18 protein-coding genes and 1 pseudogene are annotated in these 18,491 nt (G+C 63.4%); 11 read left to right on the forward strand and 8 right to left on the reverse strand.

Annotated features, from left to right (window positions below):
• Positions 1 to 138 precede the first annotated feature (138 nt).
• Positions 139 to 1,407: a TCR/Tet family MFS transporter gene (locus FJW05_RS07735; protein WP_140629987.1), complete on the forward strand. Its 1,269-nt coding sequence runs from the start codon at positions 139 to 141 to the stop codon at positions 1,405 to 1,407.
• A 6-nt stretch (positions 1,408 to 1,413) separates the two neighbouring features.
• On the opposite strand, the gene FJW05_RS27355 is transcribed toward FJW05_RS07735, so the two are convergent.
• Together FJW05_RS27355 and carA are read right to left on the reverse strand one after the other, a co-directional pair.
• Positions 1,414 to 1,692, reverse strand: a complete 279-nt coding sequence (locus FJW05_RS27355) for a helix-turn-helix transcriptional regulator (RefSeq protein ID WP_246673262.1) — start codon at positions 1,690 to 1,692, stop codon at positions 1,414 to 1,416.
• A gap of 112 nt (positions 1,693 to 1,804) precedes the next feature.
• A complete protein-coding gene (gene carA, locus FJW05_RS07745; protein ID WP_140629989.1) occupies positions 1,805 to 3,007 on the reverse strand; it encodes a glutamine-hydrolyzing carbamoyl-phosphate synthase small subunit in 1,203 nt (400 codons plus the stop codon).
• A 261-nt stretch (positions 3,008 to 3,268) separates the two neighbouring features.
• Here carA and FJW05_RS07750 point away from each other — a divergent pair, with 261 nt between their 5' ends.
• The gene (locus FJW05_RS07750; RefSeq protein WP_140629992.1) at positions 3,269 to 3,718 is read left to right on the forward strand and encodes a GatB/YqeY domain-containing protein; all 450 of its coding nucleotides are present in this window, start codon (positions 3,269 to 3,271) and stop codon (positions 3,716 to 3,718) included.
• Positions 3,719 to 3,727: 9 nt separating this feature from the next.
• On the opposite strand, the gene FJW05_RS07755 is transcribed toward FJW05_RS07750, so the two are convergent.
• Positions 3,728 to 4,726: a hypothetical protein gene (locus FJW05_RS07755; protein ID WP_140629995.1), complete on the reverse strand. Its 999-nt coding sequence runs from the start codon at positions 4,724 to 4,726 to the stop codon at positions 3,728 to 3,730.
• A gap of 284 nt (positions 4,727 to 5,010) precedes the next feature.
• Between FJW05_RS07755 and FJW05_RS07760 the strand changes: the two genes are divergently transcribed.
• Together FJW05_RS07760 and FJW05_RS07765 are read left to right on the forward strand one after the other, a co-directional pair.
• Positions 5,011 to 5,721: a DNA helicase gene (locus tag FJW05_RS07760; RefSeq protein WP_140629998.1), complete on the forward strand. Its 711-nt coding sequence runs from the start codon at positions 5,011 to 5,013 to the stop codon at positions 5,719 to 5,721.
• A gap of 47 nt (positions 5,722 to 5,768) precedes the next feature.
• Positions 5,769 to 6,325 (forward strand): annotated as a pseudogene (locus FJW05_RS07765) (GNAT family N-acetyltransferase).
• A gap of 104 nt (positions 6,326 to 6,429) precedes the next feature.
• Here the strand turns inward: FJW05_RS07765 and FJW05_RS07770 are convergent.
• The 3 genes from FJW05_RS07770 to FJW05_RS07780 all read right to left on the reverse strand — a co-directional run bounded on the left by FJW05_RS07770 (position 6,430) and on the right by FJW05_RS07780 (position 9,708).
• The gene (locus FJW05_RS07770; RefSeq protein ID WP_140630001.1) at positions 6,430 to 7,611 is read right to left on the reverse strand and encodes an MFS transporter; all 1,182 of its coding nucleotides are present in this window, start codon (positions 7,609 to 7,611) and stop codon (positions 6,430 to 6,432) included.
• A gap of 127 nt (positions 7,612 to 7,738) precedes the next feature.
• Positions 7,739 to 7,948, reverse strand: coding sequence for a DUF2061 domain-containing protein (locus tag FJW05_RS07775; protein WP_140541439.1), 210 nt, complete (start codon positions 7,946 to 7,948; stop codon positions 7,739 to 7,741).
• Positions 7,949 to 8,043: 95 nt separating this feature from the next.
• Entirely contained in the window at positions 8,044 to 9,708 is a 1,665-nt protein-coding gene (locus FJW05_RS07780; RefSeq protein ID WP_140630004.1) for a Na/Pi cotransporter family protein, read from the reverse strand.
• 352 nt (positions 9,709 to 10,060) lie between these two features.
• On the opposite strand from FJW05_RS07780, the gene FJW05_RS07785 reads away from it, so the two are divergent.
• The 7 genes from FJW05_RS07785 (at position 10,061) to FJW05_RS07815 (ending at position 17,274) form a co-directional block, all read left to right on the forward strand.
• A complete protein-coding gene (locus tag FJW05_RS07785) occupies positions 10,061 to 10,423 on the forward strand; it encodes an RcnB family protein (RefSeq protein WP_140630007.1) in 363 nt (120 codons plus the stop codon).
• A gap of 132 nt (positions 10,424 to 10,555) precedes the next feature.
• Positions 10,556 to 12,496 carry a DNA primase gene (gene dnaG / locus FJW05_RS07790; protein WP_140630009.1) on the forward strand — a complete coding sequence of 647 codons (1,941 nt, stop codon included), beginning with the start codon at positions 10,556 to 10,558 and terminating at the stop codon, positions 12,494 to 12,496.
• A 427-nt stretch (positions 12,497 to 12,923) separates the two neighbouring features.
• Entirely contained in the window at positions 12,924 to 14,951 is a 2,028-nt protein-coding gene (gene rpoD / locus FJW05_RS07795; protein ID WP_095766628.1) for an RNA polymerase sigma factor RpoD, read from the forward strand.
• A gap of 25 nt (positions 14,952 to 14,976) precedes the next feature.
• The gene (locus FJW05_RS07800) at positions 14,977 to 15,555 is read left to right on the forward strand and encodes a hypothetical protein (RefSeq protein WP_140630012.1); all 579 of its coding nucleotides are present in this window, start codon (positions 14,977 to 14,979) and stop codon (positions 15,553 to 15,555) included.
• Positions 15,556 to 15,746: 191 nt separating this feature from the next.
• Positions 15,747 to 16,040 carry a GYD domain-containing protein gene (locus FJW05_RS07805; protein ID WP_095766734.1) on the forward strand — a complete coding sequence of 98 codons (294 nt, stop codon included), beginning with the start codon at positions 15,747 to 15,749 and terminating at the stop codon, positions 16,038 to 16,040.
• 61 nt (positions 16,041 to 16,101) lie between these two features.
• Positions 16,102 to 16,482 carry a DCC1-like thiol-disulfide oxidoreductase family protein gene (locus FJW05_RS07810; protein ID WP_246673264.1) on the forward strand — a complete coding sequence of 127 codons (381 nt, stop codon included), beginning with the start codon at positions 16,102 to 16,104 and terminating at the stop codon, positions 16,480 to 16,482.
• A gap of 135 nt (positions 16,483 to 16,617) precedes the next feature.
• A complete protein-coding gene (locus tag FJW05_RS07815) occupies positions 16,618 to 17,274 on the forward strand; it encodes a PadR family transcriptional regulator (protein ID WP_140630015.1) in 657 nt (218 codons plus the stop codon).
• A 79-nt stretch (positions 17,275 to 17,353) separates the two neighbouring features.
• Here FJW05_RS07815 and FJW05_RS07820 read toward each other — a convergent pair whose 3' ends face one another.
• A complete protein-coding gene (locus FJW05_RS07820) occupies positions 17,354 to 17,614 on the reverse strand; it encodes a YiaA/YiaB family inner membrane protein (protein WP_040996673.1) in 261 nt (86 codons plus the stop codon).
• A gap of 43 nt (positions 17,615 to 17,657) precedes the next feature.
• Positions 17,658 to 18,335 (reverse strand): PspA/IM30 family protein, encoded by a 678-nt coding sequence (locus FJW05_RS07825; RefSeq protein WP_140630017.1) that lies wholly within the window; start codon positions 18,333 to 18,335, stop codon positions 17,658 to 17,660.
• Between the last annotated feature and the right edge of the window lie 156 nt (positions 18,336 to 18,491).

Below are 18,491 nucleotides of genomic sequence, written 5' to 3' on the forward strand. Positions count from 1 at the left end.
CGAGGATCGGCGATCAAAGGCGGCTGGCAAGTGATGTCAGGATGAGGCAATTGCCTTCGTTCGCGTATTGTTCCTGTCGGCAACGTCGCCTATAAGATGCCTCCCGCCTTTGCCCCGGGCGGCCTGAGGAGATTCATCATGATCGACCCCAAAACCGCCAGGCGGGGCCTTGCGCTCGTTTTCACCACGCTGCTGCTCGACATCATCGGCTTCGGCATCATCATGCCGGTGCTGCCGGCCTATCTGGAGGAACTGAGCGGCGTCAGCGTCAGCCAGGCCGCGATCGAGGGCGGCTGGCTGTTTTTCGTCTATGCGGCGATGCAGTTCGTCTTCGCGCCGATCATGGGCGGCTTAAGCGACCGCTTCGGCCGGCGGCCGATCTTGCTTGCCTCGGTGCTGACCTTTTCCGTCGACAACCTGATCTGCGCCATCGCCTGGTCCTATCCGATGCTGTTCATCGGCCGCGTGCTCGCCGGTATTTCCGGCGCCAGCTATTCGACGACATCCGCCTTTATCGCCGACATCTCGAACGACGAGAACCGGGCGAAGAATTTCGGCCTGCTCGGCATCGCCTTCGGCGTCGGCTTCGTCATCGGCCCGGTGCTGGGCGGTCTGCTCGGCACGTTCGGGCCGCGCGTGCCGTTCTATTTCGCCGCAGCACTTGCTTTCGTGAATTTCCTGATCGCGATGTTCCTGCTGCCGGAGACGCTGGACGAAAAGCATCGTCGCCGTTTCGAATGGAAGCGCGCCAATCCGGTCGGCACGCTCATGCAGATGCGCAATTATCCGGGCATCGGCTGGATCGGGCTGGTGTTCTTCCTAATGACGCTCGGCCATATGATGTATCCGGCGGTCTGGGCGTTCGTCTCCAACTACCGCTATGGCTGGAACCAGCAGCAGATCGGCTTCTCGCTCGGCGCCTTCGGACTGTGCGGTGCGATCATCATGGCGACGGTGCTGCCGCGGATTATTCCCAAGCTCGGCGAATGGAGGACGGCGGCGATCGGCCTGACTTTCACCGCGCTCAGCGCCTTCGGCTATGCGTTTTCAACGCAAGGCTGGATGATCTATGCGGTCATCGTGGCCGGCTGCCTGGAGGCGCTGGCCGATCCGCCGCTCAGAAGCCTCGCGGCCGCCAAAGTGCCGCCCTCGGCGCAGGGCGAATTGCAGGGCGCGATGACCTCGATCTTCTCGATCACCTCGATCATCACGCCGCTGCTCTACACCGCGATATTTTCCTGGTTCACGGGCCCGACCGCGCCAGTCGTGTTCGGCGGCGCGCCCTATGTGCTCGGCGCAATTTTCCTGACGCTGGCGGTGATCGTCTTCGTGACGAAAGTTGCCAAGCCGACGCCGAAGGAAGTCGAGCGCATGCACACGCAGGAGCCGGTGACGGACACCGCCTGAGGACGACTAGCGTTCGATCCATGCTCCGGGAATGTCGAGCGCCTTCGCCAGCATTGCGCTGGTCTGCTCAGACGGCTTACGGCGATTGGATTCGAGGTCCGACAGGAAACCCTGGCTGACACCGATCGCCGCGGCCAGTTCGGCTTGGGTAAGCTTTCGCCAGTTGCGCAGCGCCTTTAGTCGACTGGAGCTGCGCAAGACATTCATGGTCACGTCCGCCGGCAGCGCCCTTTCGGTTTTTGAGATCGGCTTTGCGCTCGTCATAAATGGCGACATCCGCAGCATCTTTGAGAGCCTCCTCGGCGGCATGCAGCAACGCCTCGTAGTCCGCCTTGGGTATCACGACCAATTCCTCGCCGGTTGAGGTTTTGATGATTTGCGGTGCATTCGGAATGTGTCAACGTTCGGCCAGCGCTTCCTCGCCGCGGCGTTCGCGGATGAGGTTGACGAAGCGCCGGAACAGGTAATGCGAATCCTGCGGGCCGGGCGAGGCCTCGGGATGATGCTGGACCGAGAACACGGGACGGCCGGTCAGGGCGATGCCGCAATTCGAGCCGTCGAAGAGCGAGACATGGGTTTCCTCGACGCCTTCGGGCAGCGAGTCGGCGTCGACGGCGAAACCGTGGTTCATCGAGACGATCTCGACCTTGCCGGTGGTATGGTCTTTGACCGGATGGTTGGCGCCGTGATGGCCCTGGTGCATCTTCTCGGTCCTGCCGCCGAGCGCCAGCGCCAGCATCTGATGGCCGAGGCAGATGCCGAACACCGGGATGTCGGTCTTCAAGAGATACTGGATCACCGGCACGGCATATTCGCCGGTCGCTTCCGGGTCGCCGGGGCCATTCGACAGGAAGATGCCGTCCGGCTGCATGGCCATGATCTCCTCGGCGCCGGTCTTGGCCGGCACGACGGTGACCTTGGCGCCGAGGCCCGCAAGCAGGCGCAGGATGTTGCGCTTGACGCCATAGTCGACGGCCACGACGTGCATGGAAGGCTCGCCTTGCTCGCCATAGCCTTCGTTCCAGATCCACGGCGTCTCGCGCCAGACCGAAGACTGGCCCGACGTGACCTCCTTGGCGAGATCGAGGCCGACCAGGCCCGACCAGGCCGCGGCCTGCCGCTTCAGGTCCTCGATGTCGAAGACGCCGTCGGGCGCATGCGCGATGACGGCATTGGGCATTCCCTTCTCACGGATCAGCACAGTCAGCGCGCGGGTGTCGATGCCGGACAGCGCGACGATGCCGCGCCGCTTCAGCCACTGGTCGAGATGGCCGGCGGCGCGATAGTTCGACGGGTCGGTGACGTTGGCCTTGAAGATGGCGCCGACAGCACCCGCGCGGGCGGCTGGATGCAAATCCTCGATGTCCTCGTCATTGGTGCCGACATTGCCGATATGCGGAAAGGTGAAGGTGACGATCTGGCCGGCGTAAGACGGATCGGTGAGGATTTCTTCATAACCGGTCAGCGCGGTGTTGAAGCACACTTCCGCAACCGCCGATCCTGTGGCGCCAAGGCCGCGGCCTTCGATCACCGTGCCGTCGGCGAGCACCAGAAGGGCGGTCGGCTTTTCGGTTGCCCACGGGGCGGTGGTCGTGGCCATGGCGGCACTCCTGTCAGGCGCGGCAATCGGTCGGGAGGACCATTTGCGCAGCAAGGCGCGAAGCTGGATTGCCCGGCTCCCACGCGTCAACTCATTGTCTCATGCAGGACCGAGTACATAGGCGAACGCGCCGGAGCGGTCAATGCGGCGCCCCCCGGACCACGGCCGATTTGCTTTCGTCCAGCAATATCAGCGGCTTGGCGGGATTTGCGTTGACCGTTCGGCAAAGCTATTGTCCGCCGCATTCGAAGGAGAAGCACGATGCGCGAGAAAATCGCCGAATCCATGAAGAGCGCGATGAAGGCGCAGGACAAGCACCGCCTGCCGACACTGCGGCTGATCCAGGCCGCCATCCACGACCGCGACATCGCCAATCGCGGCGCCGGAAAGCCGCCGGCGAGCGAGGAGGAGATCCTGCAGATCCTCGCCAAGATGGTGAAGCAGCGCGAGGAATCCGCCAAGGCCTTCGAGGACGGCAAGCGGCCGGAGCTGGCGGCGCAGGAGCGCGGCGAGATGGAGATCATCCGCGAGTTCCTGCCGACGCAGCTCGACGACGCGGCGATCCAGGCTGCGGCGCGCGAGGCGATCGCGGCGACGGGCGCCGCCAGCCAGAAGGACATGGGCAAGGTGATCGCCGCGCTGAAGCAGAAATATGCCGGCCAGATGGACTTCGCCAAGGCGAGCGCCATCATCAAGGGGCTGCTGCAATAGACGACGGTCTCAGTCCTTGCAGATCGGCACCGGCTGCGGTGGCGGTGCCGGATGATCCTTCTTGTACTGGGCGATGATGGGCTCCAGCACCTTCTTCGGCCAGAATTTGGGAGTGCCGATCTCCTTCAGGCAGGAGGCGTTCCAATAGGTGCCCGCGTTTGAGAGCGCCTGGCCGGCGGCCTTGGCCCGGGCGACAGCGGCGATGTCGCGCGATTCCGGATAGATGTAGAGCGTCGTCGGGTTGTTCTTCACGAGGGGGATGATCTGCTCGGCGTCGGCGGGCGACCAACTGGTGCAGCCGTTGCTGCGGCCGCCGGCATAGTTCACCAGCTTGCCGAACGGAACGAGGCCGTCATGGTCGGCATAGGAGCTTTGCGGGCTCTTGCGCATGCACAGGCCCTTCAAGATCGCCGCCGGATGGCCGCCGATCACGCGCTGCCTGGCGTTCGCCGCTTCGCCTTCGCCGTCGAACTGGATGAAGCTGCGCATGAACACCGCGTTCTGCGCGCCGACACGATAGTAGCCCTTGAAGGACGTCTTGGTCTCTGCCGTCATATAGGCGCCGCCGGCCGTCAGCGCCGAGTCCATGGCATTGCCGAAATTCTTCGCGCAGCGCCTGCCGTTGGAGAAATCGGCAACGCCTTTCAGGTTGCGGCCGCCGCCATGGCCCGAGGAAACCGCGCGGAAGAGCTGCTTGCTTTCACAAATGATGTAGTAGCGCTGGCCAGGCACGCTGTTGCCCAAATCCCCGGGACGCGTGGCATCCATGGCGAAGTAGCAGGGGTTGCTGACCGAACCTTCGCTGACCTTCTTCTGGTAGAGCGCGCGCGCCCGCTCCAGCACGACCTGAGAGATCTGGCCTTCGCCGTCGCCGACATGGCGCTGCAGCCAGTCGGGAACGGTCGACGGCCGCAAAGCCGCAAAAGAGCTGACCGATGCCGTCAGGGCGGCCAGGATCGCGACAAGGCAGAAGATGGCCGCGCCCCGCGGGACAGATCTCAACCGCACCCTCTTGCCCCTCCCGTCGAAATGTCTCGTATCCGTGAATCAGCTGGGCCGATTATAGAAGGTCTCGCACGCATCGGCGAAACACTTCTAGTTTAGCGACGCCCTTTTGGAGGTCGGATTTTCGGCCCGCTTCGATTGAGCTATGATCTGATTCCGGCGCGCCCACGCCTCCTCCCTCCGTCGGGAAGCATCGTTCATGCAGGGCAGTTTATCACCGAACCAACTGTTCGAGCGCCAGGCATAAGGAGGGGTTGTCAAGACTGCTCGCGGCAGGAGGTTTTTCGATGCGGTTTTCCGCGCCCGTCTATCATCTGAAACGCCAGGCGAGGCTTCTGTCCCGCAGCGAAAATGTGCCCCTCCACCAGGCGCTCGACCGCGTTGCCGCCAAGCAAGGCTTCGGCAGTTGGAGCCTGCTTGCGGCCAAGGCCGCCGAGGCTGCGCCAGCCGGCGCCTTGTTGGCGCGGCTGATCCCCGGCGACATGGTCCTCGTGGCGGCGCGGCCGGGGCAGGGCAAGACGCTGATGAGCCTCGAACTTGCCGTAGCCGCCATGAAGCAAGGCAGTCGCGCCGTATTCTTCACCCTGGACTACATGCATGCCGATATCCTCGACCGGTTCCGTGACATCGGCGTCGACCCAGCCGATTTCAACCGCCTGTTCGAGTTCGACAATTCCGACGCCATCAGCGCCGCCTACATCATCGAGGCGTTGCGGGCGGCGCCGCGCGGCACGCTGGCGGTCATCGACTATCTGCAACTGCTCGACCAGAAGCGGGAGAATCCGGAACTCATGGTCCAGATCCGCGCCTTGAAATCGTTTGCCCGGGAACGGGGACTGGTGCTCATCTTCATCTCGCAGGTCGACAGGTCATATGATTCCGCCCGGAAAGCATTCCCGGATATCGGCGATATCCGGCTGCCGAACCCGCTCGACCTGTCGCTGTTCGACAAAGCCTGTTTCCTGAACAAGGGCGAAATCCGGTTTCAGGCGACTTGAGAGCGATCCGTATCGCTTCTATGCCGGTCTCGACAGGGAAGCCAAGAATGATCGAAATCGTCAAACCCGCGCTCGAACATTTGCCGTCCTACAAGGCGGCGCTCGAGCGCGGATGGTCGCCCACAATGTGCGGCTCCTCGAAGCGACGCGCGAGCAACTCGAGGCGATCGAGAAAGATCCCGTTGAATTTCTCGCCGGCCTTGACGATCCCGAAGCGAAGGGGCCGCCCATCGCGTTGCCCGACGGCACGACCGTGCCGCGCCTGCCGGGCTTCCGGCGCTGGATCTGGGACGGCGAGGCCGCCGGCTCGATCGGCTTTCGCTGGCAGAAGGGCACGTCGGAGCTGCCCTCGCATGTGCTCGGCCATATCGGCTATGCGGTGGTGCCGTGGAAGCGCAACCGCGGCTATGCCACCGAAGCGCTGCGGCTGATGCTGGACGAGGCGAGGGCGGTCGGGCTCGATCATGTCGAGATCACCAGTGATCTCGACAATCCTGCCTCGCACAAAGTGGTGCTTGCCAATGGCGGCAGGCTGGTCGGGCGGTTTGCCAAAATTGCGGCCTATGGCGGCGCAGAGAGCCTGAGGTTCCGGATCGATCTTTAAAGCGCTGGCGCTGAGACGAATTCAGGCGACGCGCTTTAAATTTTTGTTTTGATGCATGTCGTTGTCCCAGAACCGCTGCACACTTCTGGGCGAGATGCATTGAATTATTCCGCGGCCGCCGGCAGCGGCGGCGTCGCGCGGCTGCGCCATTCCCAGGTCTGCGAGGCAAAAGCCACCACGACCGCCACCAGCATGGCGAGCACGCCGGCCAGCGGCAGGCTGCGATAGCCCAGGCCGGCATTGAGCATCGCCGCGCCCAGCGAGGCAGCCAGCGCGATGCCGACATTGAAGCCGGACGGGATCAGCGAGGAGGCGAGGTTGGAGGCATCGGCCGTCCAGGCGAGGATGCGCGTCTGGATCGGCGCGCCGATAGCGAAATTGAGACCGCCCCAGATGACGATTGCCGCGACCATCGGCACCGGATAGGGGCTGACGAGGTAGATGACGCCAAGCGTCACCGCCTGCAGGGCAAGCATGACGACCAGCGACGGCATCAGCTTCCAGTCGGCGAGCTTGCCGCCGACCAGGACGCCGATCGTGGCCCCGACGCCGTTGAGCAAAAGCACAAAGGGGATCAGGCCCTCGTCGAGGCCCGTGACCTCGAGCAGCATCGGCGTGATGTAGGTGAACAGCGCAAACTGGCCGATCATCAGCATCAGCATCAGGATCAGCGAGGTCCAGACCTGCTGGCGGCCGAGCACGCGAACTTCGCGCGCCAACCCGGCTGGCCGGTTGGCGGCGCCCGCCGTGCGTGGCAGCAGCGCCAGCATGGCGACGATCGCGACAAGGCCCAGCGCGCCCATCACCCAGAAGGTCGCGCGCCAACCCCACAGGCTGCCGATCGCGGTGCCGGCCGGCACGCCGATGATATTGGAAACCGTCAGCCCCGAGAGAATGACCGCGACCGCCCGGCCGCGCTGGTCCTCGCGCACCAAGCTGACCGCAACCACCATGGCGACACCGAAATAGCAGCCATGCGCCACGGCAGTCGCGACCCGCAGCAGAAGCATCGAGGCGAAATCGGGCGCCAGCGCGCAAGCCGCCTGGCCAAGGGTGAAAGCGATCGTGAGCCCAATCAGCAGCGTCTTGCGCGAGACCTTGCCGGTGGCCAAAGCCAGCAGCGGGCCGCCGATCGCAATGCCGCAGGCATAGCCGGAGACGAGATAGCCGGCGGTGGGCACCGAAACGCCGAGGCCCTGCGCCACCTCCGGCAGCACGCCGGCGATGACGAATTCGGTGGTGCCGAAGGCGAAGGCGGCAAGGAAAAGGGCAATCAGCGGCAGCATGGTTCAAAACATAGGCGAGGAATGCACGTCTCAAACCATGCCTGCGCGGGCGCGGCAATGCAGAAATTGGCGATGGCGCTTTAGCTTTTCTTGACGGGACGCATCAAAGTCGGCCTGTCGCTTGCTGCTACGCTGCCTTTTTGCGCCCGTAAGGGATCTTCAGCCAGGCCCGTTCGTGCAGGTAGTAAAGCAGCGACTTGGTGACCACTTCGGTGAGCCCGATCGTGGCGGCGAGCTTGATGCTGCCGGTGACCACCAGGGAGATGATCATCGTGTCGATCGTGCCGGTGACGCGCCAGGAAAGCGCCTTGGCGAAGCTGCGCGAATGCGTGTCCATCGACGGATCGTCCTCCCAACAGGTCCACAGGCGTTCCTTAGCCGACGGAAGCGAGGATGAGCAAAGACTTATTTTTTCGGAAGGTCCCGATCGCCTCAGCTGGCCTTCAGCCGCGAACCGCCGAGCAGGCCGCGCTCCTCGAGCACCGGATAGGCGATCGAGGCGAGCAGCGAGTTGATCTGCTTCAGGTCGCGGATGGTGTCGAGGTGGATCGAGCTCGTCTCGACGCTCTTGGCGGTGCCTTCGCGCAGGCGCTCAAAATGGCTGGCGCTGGTTTCCTTCTCGCGTTCGCGCAAGAGATCCTTTTCGAGCACCAGCTGGCGCGCGGTTTCCGGATCGCGCGAGACCAGCACGTTGAAGGCAAGCCGCGCATTGGCGAGCACCGAGGAATGGAAGGCGCAGAGCTCCTGCCAGCCTTCAGGCGTGAATTCCAGGCCGCGCTCCAGCTTCTTCCTGACATGCACCAGCATGTTGCGCACGATGATGTCGCCGACCTGCTCCAGCTTGACGCAGGCGCCGATCAGCTCCTGGCACCGCAACGCCTCATCCTCGGTCAGCGGGTTCCTGGTGATCTTGGCGAGATAGAGTTTTATCGCCGCGTGCTTCCTGTCGACGCGGTCGTCGAGCGCGGCCAGCGCCTTGATCTTGTCGGTGTCGGCTCTCTCGTAAAGCTCGATGATGCGCTTCAACATGATCTCGACCGTCTCGCAGACCCGCACCACCTCGCGCGTCGCATTGGCCAGCGCCTGGCTCGGCGTGTCCAACGCGCTTTCATTGAGCGCCGACAGTTCGACGACATCCAGCGTGGCGGCCGGCTCCGGCACGGCTCCGAGCGCAACGATCTTCTCCGAGACACGGTAGACGAGGCCCGCGAGCGGCAGGCCGGCGAGCAGGATGATCACATTGAACAGGATGTGGGCATTGACGATCTGGTCCGGAACAGTGGCGCCGAGGAAGCCGATGGGCGGCTTCAGCGTCATGAACAGGATCAGCACCACCAGCGAGCCCACGCCGCGCATCAAAAGGTTCCCGATCGGCACGACGCGGACGCCTGGATCGGCGTTGCGGGTAAGCAGGGGCGCGATGATCGAGGAGCCGAGATTGACGCCGAGCACCAGCACGATGCCGAGCTCGGGAGGGATAAAGCCGCGCCCGGCCAGCGTCACCAGGAGCAGCACGGCGGCGATCGAGGAATGGAACAGCCAGGTAACCAGCGCGGCGAGCAGGTAAGCGGTGACATAGTCGCCGGAGAAATAATTGACGATCAGCGGCATCAACTGGCTGTTGCGCAGCGGTTCCGACGCCTGACCGATCATCTCCAGCGACAGGATCAGCAGGCCGACGCCGATCAGGATACGGCCCATCTGCCGCCAATCGCGCCGCTCGGTGGCCATGAACATGACCGTGCCCGCGATCAGGCAGAGCGGCACCAAAAGCGTCAGATCGAAGGTGAGCAGCTTGGCCACCAGCGCCGAACCGATCTCGGCGCCGCGCACTGCCAATTGCCCGGCGGCGCCCGAAACGATGCCGGCGCCGGCGAAGGAGCCGACCAGCAGCGTCACCGCGGTCGAGCTCTGCAGCGCGATCGCCAGCCCGCAGCCGGCCAGCACCGCCATGACCGGATTGCGCATGGTGGCGCGCAGCCGGTGGCGCAGCACGTCGCCATAGGCGCGCTCGACGCCCGTCTTCACCATGCGGGTGGCGAACAGCATCAGCGCCACCGCGCCGGCAAGGTGCAGGAGGACGACGGAGCCGCTCACAGCCAAACTCGCGAGGTGGCATCAGGGGTGCGGAGAGGGGTACGAATCTTAGTCATTTCAACGGGTCGAAATATACCAGATAAAATTAGCCGAATAATAGATTTTTCTGATGCGATGATCGTCTCGGCTCGGCGGCGCATGTCGGAAATGAATGTAGGAAGCATTGGTTGCATGCGCCTGCCGGCAGCGCTTCGCCTCATATCGCCCAACGCTCGGCCGCGTGATCCGAAGCGTTGTTGAAGCGGCTGGTGCAAGCCTCGGAAAACATTACAGAATTGTAATTCTGGCGTTCAGTTTCGGTTCATTCATTGGCGGCTATTCCCCTGCCTATCGACAACAAGGAATACCGACCATGAAGCGTCTCATACTTTGCGCCGTCACCGCCTCGATGCTGGCCGCCTCGGCCTTCTCCGGCCAAGCCGCGCCGCTCGCCCAGCCGAGCACGCCGCAGTCGAGCTACACCCAGGTCGACTGGCAGAAGCCCGGCAGGCATCTCGACAAGCGCGTCATCGTCAAGAAGGAGGTGGTAAGGCGCAGCCATTGGCGCAACGGCCAAAGATATTCCAACTGGAACCGTCACCAGCCGCTCCGCGACTGGAACCGCCACGGCCTGCGCCGCCCTGGTCCCGGCCAGGAATGGATCCGCGTCGGCAACGACTATTTGCTGGTCAGCATCCTCTCCGGCATCGTCTTCGGCGCGATCGCCGCGCAGTAATCTCGACAATCGCGAAATTCGGAAGGCGGCCGCCCGGCCGCCTTCTCGTCTGTGAAAAGCGGGTACGATGGGCCGGATGGGGTCGCCGTGCCCGGGCTGCTTGATTATATGGAGGGCAAACGAGTTTCCCCGATGCGCTTTCCGCCCGCCTTCCTCGACGAGATACGCGACCGCGTGCCGATTTCGCAGGTCATCGGCACGCGCGTCGCGTGGGACAGGAAAAAGACCAACGCGTCGCGCGGCGACTACTGGGCCTGCTGTCCCTTCCACGGCGAGAAGAGCCCGTCCTTCCATTGCGAGGACAAGAAGGGCCGCTATCACTGCTTCGGCTGCTCGGTTTCGGGCGACCATTTCAAGTTCCTCACCGAGCTAGACGGCATGAGCTTCCCCGAAGCCGTCGAGAAGATCGCCGAGATGGCCGGCGTGCCGATGCCGGTGCGCGACGAACAGGAAGAGCGGCGCGAGAAGGAACGCGCCAGCCTGACCGACGTCATGGAAATGGCGACCGCCTTCTTCCAGGAGCGGCTGCAGAGCGCCGACGGCGCCAAAGCCCGCGCGTATCTGCGCGACCGCGGGCTGACACCGGCGACGCAGCAATCCTTCCGTCTGGGCTATGCGCCCGACAGCCGCAACGCGCTCAAGGAACATCTTGCTGCCAAGGGCGTGCCGAAGGCCGATATCGAGGCCTGCGGCCTGGTGCGGCACGGCGACGACATCCCGGTCTCCTACGACTGGTTCCGCGACCGCATCATGTTTCCAATCCCGGATTCGCGCGGCAAGATCATCGCCTTCGGCGGGCGCGCGCTGGCGCCCGACGCGCTCGCCAAATACATGAATTCGCCGGAGACGGAGCTCTTCCACAAGGGCAACGTGCTCTACAATTTCGCGCGCGCCCGCAAAGCGTTGGCCAAAGGCGGCACGGTGATCGCCGTCGAAGGCTATATGGACGTGATCGCGCTGGCGCAGGCCGGCTTCGAGAACGCCGTGGCGCCGCTCGGCACGGCGCTGACCGAAAACCAGCTCGAGCTTCTGTGGCGCATGGCGCCCGAGCCGGTGCTGTGCTTCGACGGCGACCAGGCCGGGCTGAAGGCGGCATGGCGTGCCGCGGATTTGGCGCTCCCCTCCGTGCAGGCCGGGCGCTCGGCACGTTTTGCGCTGCTGCCGGAAGGCAAGGACCCCGACGACCTGGTCAAGGCCGAGGGACCGGACGCGTTCCGCGTGGTGCTGGCGGAGGCGCGACCGCTTGTCGACCTTCTGTGGATGCGGGAGACCGCCGGCGGTGTCTTCGAGACGCCAGAGCGACGCGCCGAGCTGGGAAAAAGGCTGAGTGAACTCGCCAGCCGTATCCGGGACGAGAGTGTTCGCTACGAATATCAACAGGTGATGCGCGAACGGGTGCGGAGCTTCTTCGGAGCCCAGCGGAATGTTCGGCAAGGCCGTCAGGATTGGAAGCCGGGGCAGAGCAAGACGCCCGTGCCCGGCGGGCAGTTCGCGAAAGGTGGGGCGGCCGGCGGGCGCGCCGCGATCACCGAGAGCCTGGGTCGCTCGGCGCTGGTCAAGCGAGCCGGCGAGGGGATGTCGGTGCGCGAGGCGACGATCATCGTGGCACTGGTCAACCACCCGGCGCTGATCGACGAGAATTTCGCCCATGTCGAATTCCTCGACCTCGCCAATTCGGATTTGCGCAAGCTGCACGCGGCCATTCTCGACGCCATGGCGCATGAAGCGGCCGACGAGCGCGGCGCGGTCATCGCCACCATCGAGCGCGCCGGCTGCGGCGGCATCTGGGAGCGGGCTGTCGAGTTGATTAAGCGCGCGCGGCAATGGCCGGCGCTGGAAACGGCGGCGCTTGACGATGCCCGCGACGCCTTCAACCAGGCGCTCCACTTGCAGCGTAGCGCCCGCACATTACATAGAGAGCTGAAACAGGCGCAGGCGGCGCTCGATGCAGACCCTTCGGACGAAAACTTCCGGCATCTCGTCGAGATTCAAGCGCAATTCAACGATGTGCAGGCAACGGAAGCGCTGATCGAAGGATTCGGCGTCTCGTCGGGCAGGGTTGGCCGCGTTTAGGGCCGAACACCACCCATTGGAAGTGAAGTGGAAATGCGCGGCGCGTCGAATCGACGCCTCTAAGTCGGGTAATTGATTCGCTTTTTTCATGCGAATCATGCCAGAGGCGCTTGACCTTCTGGCAGATTGGCGGAATCAGGACGATTCGAAACGTTAACCGTGCCACGGCATCGACGGGAATTCGAGCGATGTGAGGCACCGGTGGCGACTGGACAGGCAAAGTGCCCGCTCCAGATATCAGGGTTAATCTGGACTTAATGCATGTCGCCCAAAAGTGGAAACCGGTTTGGGACAGAGACATGCACAAAACAAAAGAGATGACACGGTTGCTGGGCCGGTGAAAAGCGTTCCGGCGCGAGCGCGTCCAGCATAACCGGTACGGCAGTTTACGCGGCCTCGATATTCGGCCGCTTGGAGACGACAAAGAATGGCGACAAAGGAAAAGGAAGAGGTCGAGACCGAACGCGAAGGCGCCACCGATGGCCCCCTGCTCGACCTTTCCGACGATGCTGTCAAGAAGATGATCAAGGCCGCGAAGAAACGCGGCTATGTCACGCTCGACGAGCTCAACGCGGTGCTGCCCTCGGAAGAGACGGATCCGGACCGCATCGAAGATATCAATGCGATGCTCAGTGACATGGGCATCAACGTCGTCGAGGACGACGAGGTGGGCGAGGAGGCGGAAGCCGAGCCGGCCGCCGACGCCGAGGAAGACGCCAACGAGCTCGCCGAGCAGACCGGCACCGCCGTCGCCGCCACGACCACCAAGAAAGAGCCGACCGATCGCACCGACGACCCGGTGCGCATGTATCTGCGCGAGATGGGCTCGGTCGAGCTGCTGTCGCGCGAGGGCGAAATCGCGATCGCCAAGCGCATCGAGGCCGGCCGCGAGACGATGATCGCGGGGCTGTGCGAAAGCCCGCTGACCTTCCAGGCCATCATCATCTGGCGCGACGAGCTCAACGAATCGAAGATCCTGCTGCGCGAGATCATCGACCTCGAGGCGACCTATGCCGGCCCCGAAGCCAAGCAGGCGCCCGTCGTCGAACGCATCGAGGAAGCGCCCAAGCCCGAGGAGAAGCCACGCGGCCGCTCGGCGGCACGCGAGGAAGAAGACGACATCACCAATGTCGGCGGCGACACGCGCGGGCTGGAGGAAGAGGAAGACGACGAGGACGAGGCGAGCCTGTCGCTGGCCGCGATGGAAGCGGAACTGCGCCCGCAGGTGATGGAGACGCTCGACGTCATCGCCGATACCTACAAGAAGCTGCGCAAGCTGCAGGACCAGCAGGTCGAGAACCGCCTGGCCGCGGCCGGCACGCTGTCGCCCAGCCAGGACCGCCGCCTGAAGGAGCTGAAGGACCAGCTGATCAAGGCAGTGAAGTCGCTGTCGCTCAACGCAGCGCGCATCGAGGCGCTGGTCGAGCAGCTCTACGACATCAACAAGCGCCTGGTGCAGAACGAGGGCAAGCTTTTGCGCCTCGCCGAAAGCTATGGCGTGCGCCGCGAGGAGTTCCTGCGGGAGTATCAGGGCTCGGAGCTCGATCCGAACTGGACGCGCTCGATCGCCAACCTGACCTCGCGCGGCTGGAAGGAGTTCACCAAGAACGAGAAGGATGCGATCAAGGAGCTGCGCGCCGAGATCCAGAATCTCGCCACCGAAACGGCGATCTCGATCCTGGAATTCCGCAAGATCGTCAACCAGGTGCAGAAGGGCGAGCGCGAGGCCGCGATCGCCAAGAAGGAAATGGTCGAGGCGAATCTTCGCCTGGTCATCTCCATCGCCAAGAAATACACCAACCGCGGCCTGCAGTTCCTGGATCTCATCCAGGAAGGCAATATCGGCCTGATGAAGGCGGTCGACAAGTTCGAGTACCGTCGCGGCTACAAGTTCTCGACCTACGCCACCTGGTGGATCCGGCAGGCCATCACCCGCTCGATCGCCGACCAGGCGCGCACCATCCGCATTCCGGTGCACATGATCGAGACGATCAACAAGATCGTTCGCACCTCGCGCCAGATGCTGCACGAGATCGGCCGCGAGCCGACGCCGGAGGAACTGGCGGAAAAGCTCGCCATGCCGCTGGAAAAAGTGCGCAAGGTGCTGAAGATCGCCAAAGAGCCGATCTCGCTCGAAACGCCTGTCGGCGACGAGGAGGATTCGCATCTCGGCGATTTCATCGAGGACAAGATGGCGATCCTGCCGATCGACGCGGCGATCCAGGCCAACCTGCGCGAGACGACGACGCGCGTGCTTGCCTCGCTGACGCCGCGCGAGGAACGCGTACTGCGTATGCGTTTCGGCATCGGCATGAATACCGACCACACGCTGGAGGAAGTCGGCCAGCAGTTCTCGGTAACACGCGAGCGCATCCGCCAGATCGAGGCCAAGGCGCTGCGCAAGCTCAAGCATCCGAGCAGATCGCGCAAGCTCAGAAGCTTCCTCGACAGCTGAAGCAGTCTGCTTTCCGGAGTTCGGCATGGGGGCGACCTACGGAAACATCAGCATAGAGGGGCCAACGCGTGAGGCGTTGGCCAACTGGCTGAGATTGAAGAAAATCGATGCCTTCGTCACCGCGCCGGATGAGAGCGGTTGGATCACATTTTCGGACCAATATACGGACGGGCTCGATCCTGCCTGGATTGAACCTTTGCTCCAGAGCCTTACGCGTGACCTGGCCTGTGTCGGCATCGCGATCACCGTCTTCGACGAAGAACAATTGCGCCTCTGGGCGGCGAAGGATGGTGTTCTGCAGTCTCGCTACAATTCTTGCCCAGGCATAGAGATGAGCGACCCTGACGATGAGGATATGCGTCCTCGGCTCGAAGATGCCGCCGCGTTGCTGGCTACGATCGGCAAATCCACCGCGGCCGACAGTCTGCTTCAGATATTGGGGATGGATGGAGCCAAAGAGTGCGCAGCTCCGCTCGACCTCCACGAAGAACTCGCGACGTATCTGCGACTTCCAGAGAATTCCGTTGGCCTCGGCCACAGATACATTCTGAAGGATAAGGTTGACCTGCTCGAAGAGGGGCTGATCAGGACCGTCGACAACTAGCGTTGTCGTTTGGGCAGCTGAGCCAAGCGCTGGGCAAGGATCGAAAGGGCGCTTCGGCCCCCTTTTTCATTGCCAGTTTCGCTTGCAACCCTTGTCTGGAACGGTTGCCGGGAGGATAGTCGAAACGTCGAATGCATTTCCGGACAGTTGGCCGGATGCCCTGGCCATCTAGCTCCGATGGGAGGTGTGCCATGACGACGTACATCGTGCTTATCAACTGGACTGAGCTCGGCGCCAAGAATGTGCGGGAGTCGCCGAAGCGGCTCGATGCCGCCAAGAAGCTGCTGGGGGAAATGGGCGGCTCGTTCAAGGCATTCTACCTGACCATGGGCGAATGCGACATGGTCGCCATCGTCGAAGCGCCGGACGATGCGGTGCTTGCCCGCTTCGCGCTGATGTTGTCGTCGGGCGGCAATGTCAAAACGCGGACGATGAAGGCGTTTCCGGAATTCGCCTATCGGGAGATCATCAGCTCGCTCGGGTAAAGCGGCTGACGGGCTCGGCGCGGCTGTTGCGAAACCGCGCCGCATTCCCGATAGTCGCGCCATGCCCGAGCCGTTGCTGACAGTCTGGTACAACACACGCTGTCCGGTGTGCGACGCCGGCATCAACCGGCAGAAGCGGCGGCTGGTCGAGGCGGTCAAGGCTGGCCGCATCGAATTCCGCGACATCAATTTCGAACCCGAGGCGCTTTCCGCCTTCGGCGCCTCGCTGGAGAATATCCGCCGGCGCCTGCATGCGACCGATGCCGGCGGGCGGCTGCTGGTCGGCGCCGACGTGGCGATCGCGGTCTGGCGGATCACGCCGGGCGAGGGATGGCTGGCGAGCTTGTTCGGCAACCCCATCGCGCTGCCGTTGACGCGCTTTGCCTATGACCGTTTCGCGGACGTGCTCTACGCCTGGAACCGACGCAAGGGCCGTTGGTAGCGGTCTGGCCCAGCCGTATGAGGACGCATATGCCATCTTGGAACGGCGTAAGATACATCTTAAGATATATCTTGACTCAACAAGCGCCGCGTCTTACTTACGATGTATCGTAAGATATAACTCAAGGAGCAATCCATGCACAGACACAACCACTTCGGCGAGCGCATGTTCATGCATATGGCCGGCAAATTTGGTGGCAGAGGGGGGGGCGGCTTCGGCCCGTTCGGCCATGGCGGCAGGGGCGGCGGACGCGGCGGCCCGGGCGACATGTTCCGCGCTGGGCGCATGCTGGCCGACGGCGATCTCAAGCTGATCACGCTGTCGCTGCTGGCCGACGCGCCGCGCCACGGCTACGACATCATCAAGGCTCTGGAAGAGCGCACCAGCGGCATCTACAGCCCGAGCCCGGGCGTGGTCTATCCGACGCTGACCTTCCTGGAGGAGGCGGGCTACGCGGTATCCTCGAGCGAAGGCAACAAGAAGGTGTTTTCGATCACCGAGGCCGGCAAGGCGCATCTGGACGAGAACCGCGAGATGATCGACAGCGTGCTCGACCATCTCGAGCGTTTCGGCCGCAAGATGGCCGCGGCGCGCGAATGGTTCGGCTGGGTCGACGACAAGGACGAGGGGCGCCGCGGCCGTTCGGAAACGCGCGACCGGTTCCGCGCGCTGCGACACCGGCTGCGCGCCGCGCTCGGCGACATCGCCGACGCGCCGGAGGACAAGCAGGCCGAGGCGATCAGCATCCTGGAAGACGCCGCAGAGGCGATCGAGGCCTTGGCTCGTCGCTAAGACATTCTCATAGGGAAACCCAAAAGCCCGGATCGCTCCGGGCTTTTGTAGTCAGTCAGCGATCGGCAAGAGCAGGGGATTATTCCTTGCCGACATATTCGCTGATCAGCTTCTCGTTGCGCGCCTTCTCGATCTTGGCGGTGGTCTCGGCCGCGATCCGCTCGTCGGTGCGGTACTTGACCAGGTTCACCAGGCTGCCGGTGAGCAGCAGCACGCCCATCGCCCAGTAGCCCTTGGTCGAGAGGTCGACCGGCGCCAGCCACAGCGACAGGCCGAGCATGAAATAGGCTGCGCCCACCGATACGGTGTTGAACAGGATGTAGGTCTGATTGCCGTTCATCGTCGTATTCCTTGGATTTGATCTATTATGGGAAATTGCGGGTTCAGTTCAGGGATTTGAGGCGCGCCAAAACATCCTCAGCGCGCACTTTGGTGGCCGGCCCGTGGCCTGCTTCGGCGAGGCGTTCACGGATCGCCTCGTGGCGCAGCTCGTCGTCAATCTCGTCGAGGATGCCGGCCTCTTCGAACGGGTCGGAGCTGTCCTTGATGCGGGCCAGCAATTCCTCCGCTTCGTTGATGCTTGCGGTGCGGCCGATCGAGCGGTTGAGGCGCGACTGCGCCTTGCGTTCGGCATCGATCGCCCTGGCGGAGATCATGCCCTGGTTGAGATCGATGATGCGGCGATGCGCCTGTTCCACGGACAGGCGCATCCGCAAGGTCTTCTCGCCGAGGCTCTTGACCGTGGCGCGGCGGACCTCGCGCTCGTTCTCGAGTTCGGCGATTGCGGAAGCGCCGCCTTCGGCAAGCGCCTGGTTGTTGGCGGAAAGCGCGCTGAGCGTGCGGGTTTCCAGATCGGCGATGCGGCGGTCGAGCTGGTCGAGGCTGGTCTGCTCGGCGCGCTGGCGCACGATCAACGAGGCGAGCGTCTGCTTGGCGGCGGCAAGGCCCGCCTCCGCGTCGCGGATGCGCTGGGCCAGAAGGTCGATCGCAAAACGATCCTTCAGATTGTCCTCGGCCCGTGCGCTGGCGCCGTCCAGCAATGTCTTGATCAGGCTAAGCATGGTCTTCTTCTCCCTGTTTTTGTGAACGATGTTCACAAACCCAACATAACAGGAAATGAACACTGTTCAAGCGTTATTTGAACGCTGTTCATGAAGCGTTGGCCATGGTAAACGCAAGCAAATGGAATGAATCTTGGGCTGGGCTTGCCGACTTCG

Source organism: Mesorhizobium sp. B2-9-1 (assembly GCF_006439455.1).
Classification (GTDB): domain Bacteria; phylum Pseudomonadota; class Alphaproteobacteria; order Rhizobiales; family Rhizobiaceae; genus Mesorhizobium.